Raw genomic sequence first — 16893 nt, 5'->3', positions numbered from 1 at the left:
GCCCGTGTCCGCCGGGTTGATCAAGGAGTTTGTGCGCTCTCCGGCGCTCCCGACGGACACGAACTCCTTGATCACCGGAGTGGGGCCGGGGAGCGGGCGAATTCGTCCTGGGTGGCGGGGCGGTACTAACCTCGCAACGGGCGCGAGAGGAGATAGCCGCGATGCCGCAGCCGCAGCCGGGGGCGGACCGGCCGGCCGACGGGGCCGAGAGGCCGTCCGTCACCGAGCCGCCGACCGCCGCCGACACCGAGGACGCCACCGGCGCCTCGGCTCCGGCGTCCCCGTCCGGCACGCCGGAGGCCGCCACCGACGACCGGACCTCCGACGGGGTGCCGGCCGACCAGCCGTCCGGCGCCGCCGAGAGCGGGCCGCACGACGGTACGCCCCACCGCCGGCCGTCCGACGTCGCGCCGGACGAGCAGTCGGAACAGGCCGAACCCGCTCGGCTGGACGAACCGGCCGAGCAGGCTCTGCGGGACGACCAGGCTGAACCGGCACCGCGAGACCGACGAGCCGGACCGGCACCGGCGGACCCGGCCGGCACCGCCCCGCTCGACGACGCGAGCCCGCACCCACCGGCCGACGACGCCACCGTCCCCACCGGCACGGCCGACGCCCACGCGAGCGCGACGGCCGCCGACGCCCCCACCGACGACGCCGGAATGCCGGCCGACGCGCCCACCGGCGACGAGGCTCCGACCGTCGACGCCGGAGCGCCGGACGGCGTCGACGCCACCCCGCCCGTATCTGTCACCCGGGCCCGGGGATCCGCGGCGGTTCCCGGCCGCACCACGCCCGTCCCCACGCCCCGGACCGGGCGCCCGCCGGATCCGACCCGGATCGACGTCGCGCCGCAGCCGCCCCGGCCCGCGAATACTCTGGACCCCACCAAGGTCGAGAACGCCCCGGTCTCCGCGCGGGCCGCGAACACGCCGGACCCGACCCGCGTGGAGAACACCCCGGATCCGACCCGGGTCGAGGCGTCCGCGCCCCGCTGGAGCGGTTCCGCCGCCGTACCGCCACCGCCGCCGCGCCGGCCTGCCTGGGGCGAGTCCGCCGAGCCCACGCCGGTGCCGCCGCACGCGTCGCCGGAAGAGGCCACACCTGTCGACCCGTGGGCAGGGGTCGACACCACCGGCTGGGAGCTGCACGCGCCCGAACTGCCGCCGCTGACGCCGACGCTGCCCTACACCGCGCCCTGGGCCACGCCGGGGAACCCCCATCCGGCCCACCCGGCGCCACCGGCGGCCCACCCGGCCCAACCCGCGCCGCAGTCGGCACCACCGGCCCATGCCGCGCCGCCCGCCGCCCGGCCGGTCTCACCGCCGCCCAGCCCGCCGTACCCCGGACCGGCCCGGCCGGTCTCACCGCCGCCCAGCCCGCCGTACCCCGGACCGGCCCGGCCGGTCTCGCCGCCGCACCATCCCGGCCTGCCGGCCGCGCGTCCCCTGCCACCGGCGGCGCCCGTCGCGCCGCCGGCGAAGCCCGGACGGCCGCCGAAGCAGCGCCGGGGCAAGGCCGGGCCGCCGGTCGCGCCGCCGCCGGGCTGGCAGCAGCCGCCCAAGTGGACCCGCCGCCGGCGTCGCTGGCCCTGGGTGCTGCTGCTCTCCGTCGCCTGCTGCTGCGGTCTCCCGCTCTGGTGGTTCCAGCCGATCTCCAGCCAGTACCCGGCCAGCGCCACCCTCCCGGACCAGATCGACTCGATGCGGCTGCGCCAGGACGACACCAGCCGGGCCGCCGCCGAGGAGCTGAAGTCCCGGGTACGCGAGTCGAACCTGCTGGCCGAGGACACGTTCGCCGGCATCTACAGCACGAGCGACGGCAAGCGGGTGACGCTGTTCGGCAGCACCGGGCTGCGGTTCAACCCGGAGTCGGACGCCAAGTCGGAACTCGAGCGCCTCGCCGGGGACTACGCCCTGCAGGAGTCGGTGGTGGTGGACACCGGCGTACGGGGACGCCACGAACGCTGCGCGGTCGGCCGGGCGGACGGTGACTCGGTGGTGGTCTGCGTATCGGCCGACCACGGCAGCCTCACCACGGGCGTGTTCACCCGGCTGTCGGTGGACGACAGCGGGCGGCTGCTGAACGACCTGCGCAAGCGCGTGGTGGTGCCGAAGTCGTGACCGCTCAGGCGGTCTGCTCGCCGCCGGCCTGGTCGCCGGTGGCCTGGTCGGCGCGCTTCGGGGCGTAGCGCGGGACGTACTCCTGGCCGCTGAGCTTCTGGATCTCGGCCATCATCTCGTCGGTCATCGCGCGCAGCGACGTGCGGTCGTCGGGACGGCCGGTGAAGTCCAGCGGCTTGCCGAACTTTATGGTGATCTTGGCGCGGCCCGGTCGCGGGATCCGCGTGCCGATCGGCTGGGCCTTGTCGGTGCCGGTCACGCCGACCGGGATGATCGGCACATTCGCGGCGATCGCCAGCCGGACGGTGCCGGTACGCCCGCGGTAGAGCCGCCCGTCCGGGGAGCGGGTGCCCTCCGGGTAGACGGCTACCAGGTCACCGGCCTTGAGCACCGGGATCGCCGCGTCGAACGCGGTCAGCGCCGCCCGGCCGCCGGCCCGCTCGACCGGGATGGCGCCCAGCCCGGTGAGCACGAACTTGGAGAAGCCGCCCTTGACCCCGGTGCCCTTGAAGTACTCCGACTTGGCCCAGAACGCCAGGTGACGGGGCACCACGGTGCCGAGGAGCAGCTCGTCGGCGACGGAGAGATGGTTGCTGGCGAAGATCGCGCCACCGGTCGCCGGGATGTGCTCCAAACCCTCCACGTGCGGACGGAAGGCCAACCGGAGCGCGGGCGCCACGGTGAGCTTGCCGATGGTGTAGAGCAGGGGCACGGGTCCTCCGGCGGTCGTACGTGAAACAGGCGCTGTCACGGTAGCGGACGCGGCCGTCCGCCACCGAGCGGGTGGCCCGCAGTCCACTCGCTGGGGCCGGGCCCTCCTCCACCCGAGGGGGTGCAGGAGGGCCCGGTCCGCTCACACCTTGCGGACCGTCACGGTCACGCGCTCGCCCTCGCCGGCCTCGCCGGCGAAGCCGTCGAGGCCCTCGGCGAAGTCGATGCTGTCGGCGAGCACCTCCCGGGCCACGAACCCGGTGTACGCGGCGACCGCCGCGCGCACCTCCTCGGACGCGGAGACGGCCACCGTGATCCGGTCGGAGACGTCCAGGTCGGCCTCGCGGCGGGCCTGCTGCACGACCCGGACCACGTCCCGGGCCAGCCCTTCGGCCGCCAGTTCCGGCGTGACCTCGGTGTCCAGCACGACCACTCCCTCACCGCCTGGCAGCGGCGCGGAGTGCTCGGCGTCGGCGGCGACCAGGCGCAGCTCGTACTCGCCCTCGGCCAGCGTGACCCCGGCGGCGACCGGGGCGCCGTCGCGCAGCTCCCACTCCCCCGCCTTGACCGCCTTGATCACCTGCTGGACGGCCTTGCCGACGCGCGGGCCGAGCGCCCGCGGCACCACGGTGAGCACCTGCTGGCAGTACGCGGACACCTCGTCGGTGAGCACGACCTCCTTGACGTTCACCTCGTCGGCGACCAGGTCGGCGAAGGGCCGCAGCTGGTCCGCGACGGGCGACGCCACGGTCAGCTTCGCCAGCGGCAGCCGCACCCGCAGGCCCTTGGCCTTGCGCAGCGACAGCGCCGCCGAGGCGACCGCCCGGACGTTGTCCATCGCGGAGACCAGCTCGTGGTCGGCCGGGAACTCGGCCGCGTCCGGCCAGTCGGTCAGGTGCACCGACCGCTCGCCGGTCAGCCCGCGCCAGATCTCCTCCGCGGTCAGCGGCGCCAGCGGCGCCACCACCCGGCACAGCGTCTCCAGAACCGTCGAGAGCGTGTCGAACGCGTCCGCGTCCCCGGCCCAGAACCGGTCCCGGGACCGGCGCACGTACCAGTTGGTGAGCGCGTCCAGGTAGGACCGCACGGTGGCGCACGCACCGGAGATGTCGTACGCGTCCATCTGCGCGCCGACGGTCGCCACCAGCTCGTTGGTCTTCGCCAGCACGTACCGGTCGAGCACGTTCGCCGAGTCGGTACGCCGACGCGCGGTGTAGCCGTCGGCGTTGGCGTACAGCGAGAAGAAGTACCAGACGTTCCACAGCGGCAGCAGCACCTGGCGCACCGCGTCCCGGATGCCCGACTCGGTGACCGCCATGTCGCCGCCGCGCAGCACCGGCGAGGACATCAGCATCCACCGCATCGCGTCCGACCCGTAGGAGTCGAACACGTGGTAGACGTCCGGGTAGTTGCGCAGGCTCTTGGACATCTTGCGTCCGTCCGAGCCGAGCAGGATGCCGTGGCTCAGGCAGTTGCGGAACGCCGGCCTGTCGAACAGCGCGGTGGCCAGCACGTGCATGGTGTAGAACCAGCCGCGGGTCTGCCCGATGTACTCGACGATGAAGTCACCCGGGTAGTGGTGCTCGAACCACTCGCGGTTGGAGAACGGGTAGTGCACCTGGGCGAACGGCATCGAGCCGGACTCGAACCAGCAGTCCAGCACCTCCGGCACCCGGCGCATCATCGACTTGCCCGTCGGGTCGTCCGGGTTGGGGCGGACCAGGTCGTCCACCGCCGGCCGGTGCAGGTCGGTCAGGCGTACGCCGAAGTCCCGCTCGATCTGCTCCAGCGAACCGTAGACGTCCACCCGCGGGTAGTTCGGGTCGTCGGACTTCCACACCGGGATCGGCGAGCCCCAGAACCGGTTGCGGCTGATCGACCAGTCCCGGGCGTTCGCCAGCCACTTGCCGAACGAGCCGTCCTTGATGTGGCCGGGCGTCCAGTTGATCTGCTGGTTCAGCTCGACCATCCGGTCCTTGAACTTGGTCACCGCCACGAACCACGACGACACCGCCTTGTAGACCAGCGGGGTGTCGCAGCGCCAGCAGTGCGGGTAGGAGTGGGTGTAGGTGTCCTGGCGCAGCACCACCCCCCGCTCCTTCAGCTCCCGGATCACCGGCTTGTTCACGTCGAAGACCTGCTCGCCCTGGTACGGCGGCACCAGCGCGGTGAACCGGGTGTGGTCGTCCACGGTCACGACGGTGGGGATGCCGGCGGCGTTGCAGGTGTTCTGGTCGTCCTCACCGAAGGCGGGCGCCAGGTGGACGATCCCGGTGCCGTCCTCGGTGGTGACGAAGTCCGCGCCGAGCACCTGGTAGGCGTTCGGGCCGGCCGGCTCGACCAGGAAGTCGTAGAGCGGTGTGTAGCGGCGTCCGACCAGGTCGCGGCCGTACACGGTGCCGACCTGCTCGTACCCCTCCAGCTCCTTGGCGTACGCGCCGAGGCGCGCGGCGCCGACGACGTAGCGCTCACCACTGCGCTCGCTGTCGGGGGAACCCCGGTGTTCCAGCACGGCGTACTCGATGTCGGGGCCGACGGCGAGCGCCAGGTTCGACGGCAGCGTCCACGGCGTTGTCGTCCAGACGCCGAGCTTGACCGGCCCGCGCAGCGGCTCCGGCGCGTTCTCGTCAGCGGTCAGCTCGAACCAGACGGTGAGCGTCGGGTCGTGCCGGTCCCGGTAGACGTCGTCCATCCGGGTCTCGGTGTTCGACAGCGGCGTCTCGCACCGCCAGCAGTACGCGAGCACCCGGAAGCCCTCGTAGACCAGGCCCTTGTCGTGCAGGGTCTTGAAGGCCCACATGACGCTTTCCATGTAGTCCAGGTCGAGCGTCTTGTAGTCGTTGGCGAAGTCGACCCAGCGGGCCTGCCGGGTGACGTACCGCTCCCAGTCGTGGGTGAACTCCAGCACCGACGTGCGGCAGGCGTCGTTGAACCGGGCCACGCCGAGGTCGAGGATCTCCGCCTTCGTGGTGATGCCGAGCTGCTTCTCGGCCACCACCTCGGCGGGCAGGCCGTGGCAGTCCCAGCCGAACCGGCGCTCGACGTGCCGCCCGCGCATGGTCTGGTAGCGCGGCACCACGTCCTTGACGTAGCCGGTGAACAGGTGGCCGTAGTGCGGCAGGCCGTTGGCGAACGGCGGGCCGTCGTAGAAGACGTACTCGTTCTCGCCGTTCCGGCCCGCGTCGCGGGCCTCCACCGACGCCTCGAAGGTCTTGTCGGCCGTCCAGTGCTCCAGCACCCGGCGCTCGACCGCGGGCAGGTCCGGGCTCGCCGGGACACCGGCGCCGGTCGGGTCGTGCAACGGATAGGCCATCGCCTGTCGCTCTCCCTCAGCAGCTCACTCGTCCGTGGTCTGCGAGGACGAGCCGAATCCGGTACGCCGTGACCGGCGCCCGGGCGTGGCCCGCGGTACCACCCCGCTTGGCGGTCGAGGTGCGACCGCCCGCTCGTTGGCCGGCTGTGACGGGCCGTCCCGTCCGGTTCTACTGAGCCGGTGACCCGGCCGTTCTTCCGGAGGCTCACCGGTGATGGCCGGGTCGTCGCCTGTGCGCTCAAGCGTACTCGACCCCCCGCCCCCGGCGCCGCCGAGTATCGCCCGCCCCGGCGATCATGAGGTTGACCCGGTCATGACCACCGTCACACCGCCGTGCCGTCACACCGCACCCGCCGTGTCCCGTCCTGTCCGCGTACCCGAACCTCAAGGAGGCGGCGATGAGCCGGATGGACATGGCAGCGGTGGCACCCGAGGCGTACCAGGCCGTGCTGGGCCTGGAGAAGTACGTCCGGACGAACGTGGACCACACCGTGCTGGAGCTGGTGAAGCTGCGGGCGTCGATGCTCAACGGCTGCGCGTTCTGCGTGGACATGCACAGCCGGGAGGCGCTGGGGGCCGGGGAGGACAGCCGCCGGCTGTTCGCGGTCGCGGCGTGGCGGGAGGCGCCGTTCTTCGACGAGCGGGAGCGGGCCGCGCTGGCCCTCACCGACGCGGTGACCCGCCTCGGCGAGCACGGCGTGCCGGACGACGTCTGGGACGCCGCGGCGAAGGTGTGGTCGGAGAAGGAGCTGGCCGACCTGGTGGTGGCGATCGCCACCATCAACGTGTGGAACCGGGTCGCGGTGACCTCTCAGACGCAGCCGCCGGCGTCGGTCTGACAGCCGACACACGACGGCCCCGGTCCCGCGAAGGCGCGGGCCGGGGCCGTCGGCGTATCGGTCAGGCCAGCTCGGGGAACCAGAGCGCGATCTCGCGCTTGGCGCTGTCCGCCGAGTCGGAGGCGTGCACCAGGTTCTCCCGGTTCGACAGCGACAGGTCACCGCGGATGGTGCCGGCGGCGGCCTTGCGGCCGTCGGTGCTGCCGATCATCGCGCGCACCACCTCGATCACCTGATCGCCGGAGAGCACCAGCGCCACCAGCGGGCCACTGGTCATGAACGTCTTCAGCGGCGGGTAGAACGGCTTCTCGACGTGCTCGGCGTAGTGCTGGTCGGCGAAGTCGCCGTCCATGGTCCGGCTCACCATCGCGTCGATCCGCAGGCCCTTGCGCTCGAAACGGGACAGGATCTCGCCCACCAGACCGCGGCGCACCGCGTCGGGCTTGATCAGTACGAGCGTCCGCTCGTCCGGGCTGCTGCTGGACACGCTGGGTTCCTCCTGCGCACTCAAACGGGGTTCGGCTGGGTACGGTCAGCGTAGCGACCCGGTCCCGGCGCCGGTGCGGCGGCTGCGTCTTCCCTGGCCCGCCGCGGCGGCCTAGCCTGGCCCTGGAACCCCTGGGAGGTCCACTGTGGCGAATGGCGGGAACCGCACGATCGCGCCGGTACGCAAACTGATCGGGGCGGTGCTCGGCACCGTCGCCACCTTCGTGACCGTGTTCGGGCTCGGTATGACCAGCTGGGCCATCGTGGCCCTCGGCGTGGCGCTGCTGGTGCTGGCGATCGCCCTGGCCACGGTACGCGGCGGCGGCCGCACCTGGGTGATCGGCCTGGGGCACGTGCACAGCGCCTCCGAACCACCCACCCAGTACGCGTTCGGCCGGTGCGAGCTGCAACTGGTCATCGACGCGCCGGGGCTGCCGCCCCGCTCCAAGAAGATCATCGAGCCTCGGGTGCCGGTCGCCAAGTGGCCCTCGCTGGGCCAGGCGCTGCCGGTCCGGGTGGCGCTGGACGACCAGCGGCACGTACGCGTGCTCTGGGACGAGGTGCCCACGCACGCCGAGAGCGCCGCCGCGGTCGCCGACCTGCCGCCCGAGTACGCCGCCGAGCCGGACCCGCTGGACGAGCCGCTGATCGCGCAGGAGGCGCCGCCGTGGGCCGGGCGCGCGCCGGAGGACGACTTCCGCGACGACCACCCGCCCGCGCCGGACCCGTACCTGGACGACGTGCCGCCCCGCGCCGAGGAACGCGAGCCGGTGGTGCTGCACCAGAGCCCCGGCGGCCCGGTGGTGCTCGAGGGACAGCTCGTCGAACGGACCGACCGGGCGGCCGGCCCCGGCCCGCTCCCCCGCCGTGCCCCGGCGCCCCGCTCGCCGGCCGAGGAGCCGGTGGACACGGTGCCGGTCCAGACCGTGCTCGTCGACCCCGGGCCGGCGGACACCGGGCCGGCCGACACCGCACGGGCCGGATCGGGGCCGGCCGACACCGGGACCGACCCGATCGACCTGGCGCTGGACGACCCGTCGGACGCGCCTCGGCGCTCCGACGTACCGCCGACGGCCGAGGAGCTGGACGAGGCGATCTTCGGCCCGTCCGGCGCGGCCGAACCGGACGAGCTGGCCAGCCCGATCAGCGGCGTCGGCATCACGCTGCTCGTCACCGACCTGGACCGGTCCCTCGACTTCTACCGGGAACTCGGCTTCGACGAGCTGGACCGGGGCGAGGGCAACGCCGTGCTCTCCTCCGGCCCGACCCGGCTCGTGCTGCGCCGGGTGACCGGTGCCGCCCCGATCAGCCGCCGGCTGGTGCACGTCAACCTGGAGGTCGACGACATCCAGGGCGCGTACGAGCGGCTGCGCGACTCCGGCGTCCGGTTCACGTACGCCCCGCGCGTGGTCAACCGGGGCACCAAGCTGGAGGTGTGGGCGGCTGCTTTCCGCGACCCCGACGGCCACGGCGTCGCGCTGACGCAGTGGCGCACCCTCGCCCAGGTGTAAGGAAGGGCCCCTTCTTAACGCCTCAGGTAGAGGAAGGGGCCCCTCTTAACACCGCGCAGCCCGCAGCGACGACGCTCAGCCGAGGATCACCCGCCGCACGTGCAGCGCGTACGCCCACACCAGCGCGAACATCACCCCGAGCGCGAACAGCGACCAGTGCAGCAGCCCGGAGAGCAGGAGCAGTCCCTGGATCGCGGTGCCGGCGTGCCACGCCCACGGGCGGCGCATCATGCCGGCGAGCACCACACAGGCGACCGCCAGCGCGACGATCGCGCCGATCGCCGCGCCGCTCAGGTCACCGCCGACCACCCGGATCGGCTGGATCGCCAGCAGCAGCACCAGTGCCTCCAGCGCCATCGTGCCGGCGCCGAGTCCGCGTACCGCCTTGTCCGGGTTCCGCAGCCCGGACCGGCGCTCACCGCCCGCCGGCTCCGGGCCGGTCGGGCGAGGCTGCGGGCCGGTCATCGCTTGAGCAGCCGGCGGGCGTCGGCCACTGTCACCACCGATCCGGTGACCAGCACGCCCACCCCGGACAGCTCACCCGGTACGTCCGACTCGGCCTCCGCCACCGCCGCCTCGATGGCGTCGGGCATCTCCCGGGCCACCTGCACCCGCTCCGGCCCGAAGATCTCCCGCGCCAGCTCGGCCAACTCGTCCACAGGCATCGCCCGGGCCGAGCTGTTCTCCGCGACCACGATCGAGTCGAGCACCGGTTCGAGCAGTTCGAGCAGGCTCGCCGCGTCCTTGTCGCCGAGCACCGCCAGCACGCCGACGAGCTTGCTGAACGCGAACTCCTCCTGCACCGCGGCGACAGTGGCGGCCATCCCGTGCGGGTTGTGCGCGCCGTCGAGCAGCACTGTCGGCGCGCTACGCACCCGCTCCAGCCGGCCCGGCGAACTGGTCGCGGCGAAGCCCTCGCGGACCGCCTCGATGTCGAGCTGCCGCCGGGCGCCGGCGCCGAGGAACGCCTCCACGGCGGCCAGCGCCACCGCCGCGTTCTGCGCCTGGTGCGCGCCGTGCAGCGGGATGAAGATCTCCTCGTACACTCCGCCCAGGCCCTGGATGGTCAGCACCTGGCCGCCGACCGCAACCGCCCGGCGCAGCACGCCGAACTCGGCGCCCTCGCGCGCGACAGTGGCGTTGACCTCGGCGCAGCGTTCCAGGATCGGACGGGCCGCCTCCTCCTCCTGCGCCGCCGCGATGACGGTGGCGCCGGGGTGGATGATGCCCGCCTTGTGCAGCGCGATGTCCTCGATCGTGTCGCCGAGCCACTCGGTGTGGTCCAGGCCGATCGGAGTGATCACGGCGACGCCGGCCTGGATGACGTTCGTCGCGTCCTCCGCGCCGCCGAGCCCGACCTCCACCACCGCCACGTCGACGGGGGCGTCGGCGAACGTGGCGAACGCCAGCGCCGTGGTCATGTCGAAGTACGTCAGCGGCTCGGCGAACCGCTGGTCGACCAGCTCGGCCAGCGGCGCGATCTCACGGTACGTGGACACGAACCGCTCCTCGCCCACCGGCTCGCCGTCCAGGCTGATCCGCTCCCGGACGGTCTCCAGGTGCGGGCTGGTGTAGCGGCCGGTGTGCAGCCCGAACGCCCGCAGCAGCGAGTCGATCATCCGGGCCGTCGAGGTCTTGCCGTTGGTGCCGGTCAGGTGGATCGACGGGTACGCCCGCTGCGGGCTGCCCAGCAGGTCGAGCAGGGTTTCGATCTTCTCCAGCTCGAAGTGCATCCGGGTGAAGCCGCGCGCGTTGAGCGCGGCCTCCACCTCGGCGAACGCGGTGCGGTCGGTGCGGTCGCTCACGAGGGCAGCGCCTCCAGGGCGGCGTCGATCCGGACCAGGTCCGCCTCGGCCACCGCCAGCCGTTCGCGGATCTTCGCCACCACCGGCTCGGGCGCCTTGCCGACGAACGCCGGGTTGTCCAGCTTCGCCCGCGCCTGGGTGGCCTCCTTCTCGGCTGCCGCCCGGTCCTTGGTGAGCCGGGCCCGCTCGGCGGCCACGTCGATCGAGCCGCGGGTGTCGAGCGCGACGCTCACCTCACCGGGCATGGCCAGCGTGGCGCTGGCCTGGAAGTCGTCACCGGGTGCGTCGAGCCGGGCGAGCGAGCGCACCAGCGGCTCGTGCGCCGCGATGCCCGCGCCGGCCAGGCCGTCGAGGCGCGCGGCGACCCGCTGGGTGGGACGCAGCCCCTGGTCCGACCGGAACCGCCGGACCTCGGTCACCACCCGCTGCAGGGTGCCGACTTCGCCCTCCGCGGCGTCGTCGATCAGGGTACGGTCGGCGACCGGCCAGGACGCCGTCAGTACGGTCTCGCCGCCGCTGAGCGCGGACCACAGCTCGTCGGTGACGAACGGGATGACCGGGTGCAGCAGCCGCAGGAGCTGGTCCAGCACGTGGCCCAGCACCCGGCGGGTGGCGTCGGCGGCGGGGCCGCCCTCGGCCAGCACCGGCTTGCTCAGCTCCACGTACCAGTCGCAGACGTCGTCCCACGCGAAGTGGTAGAGCAGGTCGCAGACCTTCGCGAACTCGTACGCCTCGAACTGCTCGTCGACCTCGGCGGTGACGTGCGCCAGCCGGGACAGGATCCACCTGTCGACGGTGGAGAGGTCGCCGGCGTCCGGCAGCGGGCCGTCGGTGTGCGCGCCGTTGAGCAGCGCGAACCGGGTGGCGTTCCAGAGCTTGTTGCAGAAGTTGCGGGAGCCCTGGCACCACTCCTCGCTGACCGGCACGTCCTGCCCGGGGTTGGCGCCCCGGGCCAGCGTGAACCGGGTGGCGTCGGCGCCGAACCGGTCGATCCAGTCCAGCGGGTCGACCACGTTGCCGAACGACTTCGACATCTTCTTGCCGTGCTCGTCGCGGACCATGCCGTGCAGCGCCACCACGTCGAACGGCTGCACGCCGTCCATCGCGTACAGGCCGAACATCATCATCCGGGCGACCCAGAAGAACAGGATGTCGTAGCCGGTGACCAGCACGCTCGTCGGGTAGAACTTCGCCAGGTCGGGGGTACGCTCGGGCCAGCCGAGCGTGGAGAACGGCCACAGCCCGCTGGAGAACCAGGTGTCCAGGACGTCCTCGTCCTGCCGCCAGCCCTCGCCGGACGGCGGCTTCTCGTCCGGGCCGACGCAGACGATCTCGCCGTCCGGGCCGTACCAGACGGGGATGCGGTGCCCCCACCACAGCTGGCGGGAGATGCACCAGTCGTGCATGTTGTCGACCCAGGCGAAGTAGCGCTTGGCCAGCTCGGCCGGCTCGATCTTCACCCGGCCGTCGCGCACCGCGTCACCGGCGGCCTTCGCGAGCGGGGCGGTGTTGACGAACCACTGCAGCGACAGCCGCGGCTCGACGGTCGTCTTGCACCGCGAGCAGTGCCCCACCGCGTGCAGGTACGGCCGCTTCTCGGCGACGATCCGGCCCTGCTCGCGCAGCGCCGCGACGATGGCCGGGCGGGCCTCGTACCGGTCCAGGCCCTCAAACGGGCCGGGCGCGGTGATGACGCCGCGCTCGTCCATGATCGTCAGTGAGGGCAGGTCGTGCCGCTGGCCGATCTCGAAGTCGTTCGGGTCGTGCGCCGGGGTCACCTTGACCATGCCGGTGCCGAAGCTCGGGTCGACGTGCTCGTCGGCGACGATCGGGATCCGCCGGTCGGTGAGCGGCAGCTCCACCTCGGTGCCGATCAGGTGCCGGTAGCGCTCGTCGTCCGGGTGCACCGCCACCGCGGTGTCACCGAGCATGGTCTCCGCCCGGGTGGTCGCCACCACGACCTCGTCGCCGTAGCGGATCGAGACGAGCTCGCCCTCGTCGTCGGTGTGCTCCACCTCGATGTCGGACAGCGCGGTGAGGCAGCGCGGGCACCAGTTGATGATCCGGTTGGCCCGGTAGATGAGCCCGTCGTCGAAGAGCTTCTTGAACATGGTCTGCACGGCCCGGGACAGGCCCTCGTCCATGGTGAACCGCTCTCGGTCCCAGTCGACGGCGTCGCCGAGCCGGCGCATCTGGCCGAGGATCGCGCCGCCGGACTCGGCCTTCCACTGCCAGACCCGCTCGACGAACTTCTCCCGTCCGAGGTCGTGGCGGGACAGCCCCTCACCGGCGAGCTGCCGCTCGACCAGGTTCTGGGTGGCGATACCGGCGTGGTCCATGCCCGGCAGCCAGAGCGCCTCGTACCCCTGCATCTTCTTGCGCCGGGTGAGCGCGTCCATGAGCGTGTGCTCGAACGCGTGGCCCATGTGCAGCGAGCCGGTGACGTTCGGCGGCGGGATGACGATGGTGAACGGCGGCTTCTCGCTGTCTGCCGACGCCCGGAAGTGCCCGCCGGCTACCCACTGCTCGTACCGTCGCTGCTCTACCTCGCCGGGCTGGTACTGGCCGGCGAGGGTCGGGGCGTCGGGGCGTCGGGCATCCAGTCTCTCGGTCACCCTGAAAGTCTACGGAGCGCTTTCGGGGACCCGACGTGCACCACCTGTGATTCGCGTACGGTGGCGGTCATGTCCGACGCGCACCTCACCGAGCGCCCGGTCGACGGGGGTTCCGATCCGGTCGAGCTGACCGATGAGCCGATCGAGCTGAGCCGCCGCGATCCCGCGCAGGAGCCCGAACGCCGTCCCGTCTCCCGGCGCCGAAAGATCATTCTGTCCGCCCTGCTGGCGGTCGGCCTGGCCGGGGCCGGTGCGCTCGGGCTGAGCGGCTGGCGGGTGATCCAGCAGAAGGACACCACGCTCGGCCAGCCGGCCGAGGTGGCCGGGCTGGTCCGGGACGACAGTGAGCGGGCCCGCAGCACCGCCGACTACCTGCGCGACGGGCTGGCCGCCGACATCGAGCTGGACCGCGGCTACGGCGCGGTCTACTCCGACCGCGGGGACGCCAAGCGCTCGGTGCTGCTGTTCGGCGGCACCACGCTGCTCTGGCAGCCCGAACGCGACCTGGACACCCTGTTCGGGCTGATGGCCGACGAGACCGGCCGGGTGGCGGGGCTGCGCGAGGTGGACGCGGGCCGCCTGGGCGGCGTCATGAAGTGCGGTACGACAAGCGGCGACGGCGGCGACTTCGCGGTCTGCGGGTGGGCCGACCACGGCAGCGTGGTGATGGGCATGTTCCCGGGCCGCCGGGTCGACAACGCCGCGGCGCTGTTCCGCGAGATCCGCGAGTCGGTTCAGAGCCGCTGATTGAGGGCCGGCCTTCGGGCCGGCTTCCCGTAAACGCAATTCAGGGCCACCCCCGTTTGGGGGTGGCCCTGAGTTTGAAAGGTTGTCCGGCGGTGTCCTACTCTCCCACACCCTCCCGAGTGCAGTACCATCGGCGCTGGAGGGCTTAGCTTCCGGGTTCGGAATGTTACCGGGCGTTTCCCCTCCGCCATGACCGCCGTAACTCTATGAACATGTCAACCAACCCTGGTGGGTGGTGGTTTGTTCAGAGTTGCACAGTGGACGCGTAGCAGCTTGGTAGTCAAGTCCTCGGCCTATTAGTACCGGTCAACTGAACCCGTTACCGGGCTTACATTTCCGGCCTATCAACCCAGTCGTCTAGCTGGGGGCCTTACCCCACAATGTGGGTGGGATACCTCATCTTGAAGCGAGCTTCCCGCTTAGATGCTTTCAGCGGTTATCCCTTCCGAACGTAGCTAACCAGCCGTGCCCCTGGCGGGACAACTGGCACACCAGAGGTTCGTCCGTCCCGGTCCTCTCGTACTAGGGACAGCCCTTCTCAAGTATCCTACGCGCACGGCGGATAGGGACCGAACTGTCTCACGACGTTCTAAACCCAGCTCGCGTACCGCTTTAATGGGCGAACAGCCCAACCCTTGGGACCTGCTACAGCCCCAGGATGCGACGAGCCGACATCGAGGTGCCAAACCATCCCGTCGATATGGACTCTTGGGGAAGATCAGCCTGTTATCCCCGGGGTACCTTTTATCCGTTGAGCGACACCGCTTCCACATGCCAGTGCCGGATCACTAGTCCCGACTTTCGTCCCTGCTCGACCTGTCAGTCTCACAGTCAAGCTCCCTTGTGCACTTGCACTCAACACCTGATTGCCAACCAGGCTGAGGGAACCTTTGGGCGCCTCCGTTACCCTTTAGGAGGCAACCGCCCCAGTTAAACTACCCACCAGACACTGTCCCTGAACCGGATAACGGTCCGAAGTTAGATACCCAAATCAACCAGAGTGGTATTTCAAGATTGCCTCCACCCATACTGGCGTATGGACTTCACCGGCTCCCACCTATCCTACACAAGCTAATTCAGATACCAATGTCAAGCTATAGTAAAGGTCCCGGGGTCTTTCCGTCCTGCCGCGCGTAACGAGCATCTTTACTCGTAATGCAATTTCGCCGGGCCTGTGGTTGAGACAGTGGGGAAGTCGTTACGCCATTCGTGCAGGTCGGAACTTACCCGACAAGGAATTTCGCTACCTTAGGATGGTTATAGTTACCACCGCCGTTTACTGGCGCTTAAGTTCTCCGCTTCGCCCCGAAGAGCTAACAGGTCCCCTTAACGTTCCAGCACCGGGCAGGCGTCAGTCCATATACATCGAATTACTTCTTCGCATGGACCTGTGTTTTTAGTAAACAGTCGCTTCCCCCTGCTCTCTGCGGCCATACAACGCTCCACCCGCGCGGGGCTTCACGTCTCCGGCCCCCCTTCTCCCTAAGTTACGGGGGCAATTTGCCGAGTTCCTTAACCACAGTTCGCCCGATCGCCTCGGTATTCTCTACCTGACCACCTGTGTCGGTTTGGGGTACGGGCCGCTAAGAACTCGCTAGAGGCTTTTCTCGGCAGCATAGGATCACTGACTTCACCTGAATCGGCTCGGCATCACGTCTCAGCCTGTATGCGCCGCGGATTTGCCTACGGCACGGCCTACACGCTTACCCCGGCACAACCACCGGCCGGGCTCAGCTACCTTCCTGCGTCACCCCATCGCTTGACTACTACCCGCCAGGTTCCCACGCTCCCCGCTTTTGGTCCGAAGACCGCCGGCAGTTCGGGTGGTTAGCACAACGAGGTTCGTCAGGGTCGCTCTTTCGCGGGTACGGGAATATCAACCCGTTGTCCATCGACTACGCCTCTCGGCCTCGCCTTAGGTCCCGACTCACCCAGGGCGGATTAGCCTGGCCCTGGAACCCTTGGTCATCCGGCGGAAGGGTTTCTCACCCTTCTTTCGCTACTCATGCCTGCATTCTCACTCGTGCCGCGTCCACAACTGGGTCACCCCGCTGCTTCACCCCCGGCACGACGCTCCCCTACCCATCCACACACCTGCATACCCCATCAAGGAGGCACGAAGTTGAAATGTGAATGCCACAGCTTCGGCGGTGTGCTTGAGCCCCGCTACATTGTCGGCGCGGAACCACTTGACCAGTGAGCTATTACGCACTCTTTAAAGGGTGGCTGCTTCTAAGCCAACCTCCTGGTTGTCTATGCGACCCCACATCCTTTTCCACTTAGCACACGCTTAGGGGCCTTAGCTGGTGATCTGGGCTGTTTCCCTCTCGACTACGAAGCTTATCCCCCGCAGTCTCACTGCCGCGCTCTCACTTACCGGCATTCGGAGTTTGGCTGATTTCGGTAAGCTTGTGGGCCCCCTAGACCATCCAGTGCTCTACCTCCGGCAAGAAACACGCGACGCTGCACCTAAATGCATTTCGGGGAGAACCAGCTATCACGGAGTTTGATTGGCCTTTCACCCCTAACCACAGGTCATCCCCCAACTTTTCAACGTTGGTGGGTTCGGCCCTCCACGCGGTCTTACCCGCGCTTCAGCCTGCCCATGGCTAGATCACTCCGCTTCGGGTCTAGAGCATGCGACTAAAAACGCCCTATTCAGACTCGCTTTCGCTACGGCTCCCCCACACGGGTTAACCTCGCCACATGCCACTAACTCGCAGGCTCATTCTTCAAAAGGCAC

At 70.3% G+C, this 16893-nt stretch carries 10 protein-coding genes and 2 rRNA genes (1 of these 12 only partly in view); 4 read left to right on the top strand and 8 right to left on the bottom strand.

Going from position 1 to position 16893, the window contains the following annotated elements; translation table 11 throughout:
- The first annotated feature begins 161 nt into the window (after positions 1-161).
- Positions 162-2123: a hypothetical protein gene (locus tag O7607_RS18990; protein WP_269704555.1), complete on the top strand. Its 1962-nt coding sequence runs from the start codon at positions 162-164 to the stop codon at positions 2121-2123.
- Positions 2124-2127: 4 nt separating this feature from the next.
- Here O7607_RS18990 and O7607_RS18985 read toward each other — a convergent pair whose 3' ends face one another.
- Positions 2128-2835 carry a lysophospholipid acyltransferase family protein gene (locus O7607_RS18985; RefSeq protein WP_269704554.1) on the bottom strand — a complete coding sequence of 236 codons (708 nt, stop codon included), beginning with the start codon at positions 2833-2835 and terminating at the stop codon, positions 2128-2130.
- 141 nt (positions 2836-2976) lie between these two features.
- Positions 2977-6147: an isoleucine--tRNA ligase gene (gene ileS, locus O7607_RS18980; RefSeq protein WP_269704553.1), complete on the bottom strand. Its 3171-nt coding sequence runs from the start codon at positions 6145-6147 to the stop codon at positions 2977-2979.
- A 398-nt stretch (positions 6148-6545) separates the two neighbouring features.
- On the opposite strand from ileS, the gene O7607_RS18975 reads away from it, so the two are divergent.
- On the top strand, positions 6546-6986 hold the full coding sequence (locus tag O7607_RS18975) for a carboxymuconolactone decarboxylase family protein (protein WP_269704552.1): 441 nt from the start codon (positions 6546-6548) through the stop codon (positions 6984-6986).
- A 61-nt stretch (positions 6987-7047) separates the two neighbouring features.
- On the opposite strand, the gene ndk is transcribed toward O7607_RS18975, so the two are convergent.
- Positions 7048-7473 carry a nucleoside-diphosphate kinase gene (gene ndk, locus O7607_RS18970; RefSeq protein WP_269704551.1) on the bottom strand — a complete coding sequence of 142 codons (426 nt, stop codon included), beginning with the start codon at positions 7471-7473 and terminating at the stop codon, positions 7048-7050.
- 145 nt (positions 7474-7618) lie between these two features.
- Between ndk and O7607_RS18965 the strand changes: the two genes are divergently transcribed.
- A complete protein-coding gene (locus O7607_RS18965; RefSeq protein ID WP_269704550.1) occupies positions 7619-8983 on the top strand; it encodes a VOC family protein in 1365 nt (454 codons plus the stop codon).
- Between the two features lie 75 nt (positions 8984-9058).
- Here O7607_RS18965 and O7607_RS18960 read toward each other — a convergent pair whose 3' ends face one another.
- From O7607_RS18960 to O7607_RS18950, 3 genes are all read right to left on the bottom strand, one after another.
- Positions 9059-9448 (bottom strand): DUF4233 domain-containing protein, encoded by a 390-nt coding sequence (locus O7607_RS18960; RefSeq protein WP_269704549.1) that lies wholly within the window; start codon positions 9446-9448, stop codon positions 9059-9061.
- Positions 9445-10716 (bottom strand): bifunctional folylpolyglutamate synthase/dihydrofolate synthase, encoded by a 1272-nt coding sequence (locus O7607_RS18955; RefSeq protein ID WP_269707024.1) that lies wholly within the window; start codon positions 10714-10716, stop codon positions 9445-9447. Before O7607_RS18955 ends, O7607_RS18960 begins: the two co-directional genes overlap by 4 nt.
- Before the next feature lie 68 nt (positions 10717-10784).
- A complete protein-coding gene (locus O7607_RS18950) occupies positions 10785-13403 on the bottom strand; it encodes a valine--tRNA ligase (protein WP_269704548.1) in 2619 nt (872 codons plus the stop codon).
- A 69-nt stretch (positions 13404-13472) separates the two neighbouring features.
- On the opposite strand from O7607_RS18950, the gene O7607_RS18945 reads away from it, so the two are divergent.
- The gene (locus O7607_RS18945) at positions 13473-14150 is read left to right on the top strand and encodes a hypothetical protein (protein WP_269704547.1); all 678 of its coding nucleotides are present in this window, start codon (positions 13473-13475) and stop codon (positions 14148-14150) included.
- Between the two features lie 84 nt (positions 14151-14234).
- Here O7607_RS18945 and rrf read toward each other — a convergent pair.
- Positions 14235-14351: ribosomal RNA gene (gene rrf, locus O7607_RS18940) — 5S ribosomal RNA — on the bottom strand.
- 75 nt (positions 14352-14426) lie between these two features.
- A 23S ribosomal RNA gene (locus tag O7607_RS18935) occupies positions 14427-16893 on the bottom strand (it continues 643 nt past the right edge of the window).

Origin of the sequence: Micromonospora sp. WMMA1949, from assembly GCF_027460145.1 — a bacterium.
In the GTDB taxonomy this organism is placed as follows: Bacteria; Actinomycetota; Actinomycetes; order Mycobacteriales; family Micromonosporaceae; genus Micromonospora.
Note: the sequence above shows the minus strand (reverse complement) of the source record. Positions and strands in the feature narration are given on the sequence as shown.

What these genes read in the sequence shown, in the direction of transcription:
- O7607_RS18960 (WP_269704549.1), bottom strand. Translation starts at nt 9,448, where the DNA reads ATGACCGGCCCGCAGCCTCGCCCGACCGGCCCGGAGCCGGCGGGCGGT.
- O7607_RS18975 (WP_269704552.1), top strand. Translation starts at nt 6,546, where the DNA reads ATGAGCCGGATGGACATGGCAGCGGTGGCACCCGAGGCGTACCAGGCC.
- ileS (WP_269704553.1), bottom strand. Translation starts at nt 6,147, where the DNA reads ATGGCCTATCCGTTGCACGACCCGACCGGCGCCGGTGTCCCGGCGAGC.
- O7607_RS18990 (WP_269704555.1), top strand. Translation starts at nt 162, where the DNA reads ATGCCGCAGCCGCAGCCGGGGGCGGACCGGCCGGCCGACGGGGCCGAG.
- O7607_RS18945 (WP_269704547.1), top strand. Translation starts at nt 13,473, where the DNA reads ATGTCCGACGCGCACCTCACCGAGCGCCCGGTCGACGGGGGTTCCGAT.
- O7607_RS18955 (WP_269707024.1), bottom strand. Translation starts at nt 10,716, where the DNA reads ATGCACTTCGAGCTGGAGAAGATCGAAACCCTGCTCGACCTGCTGGGC.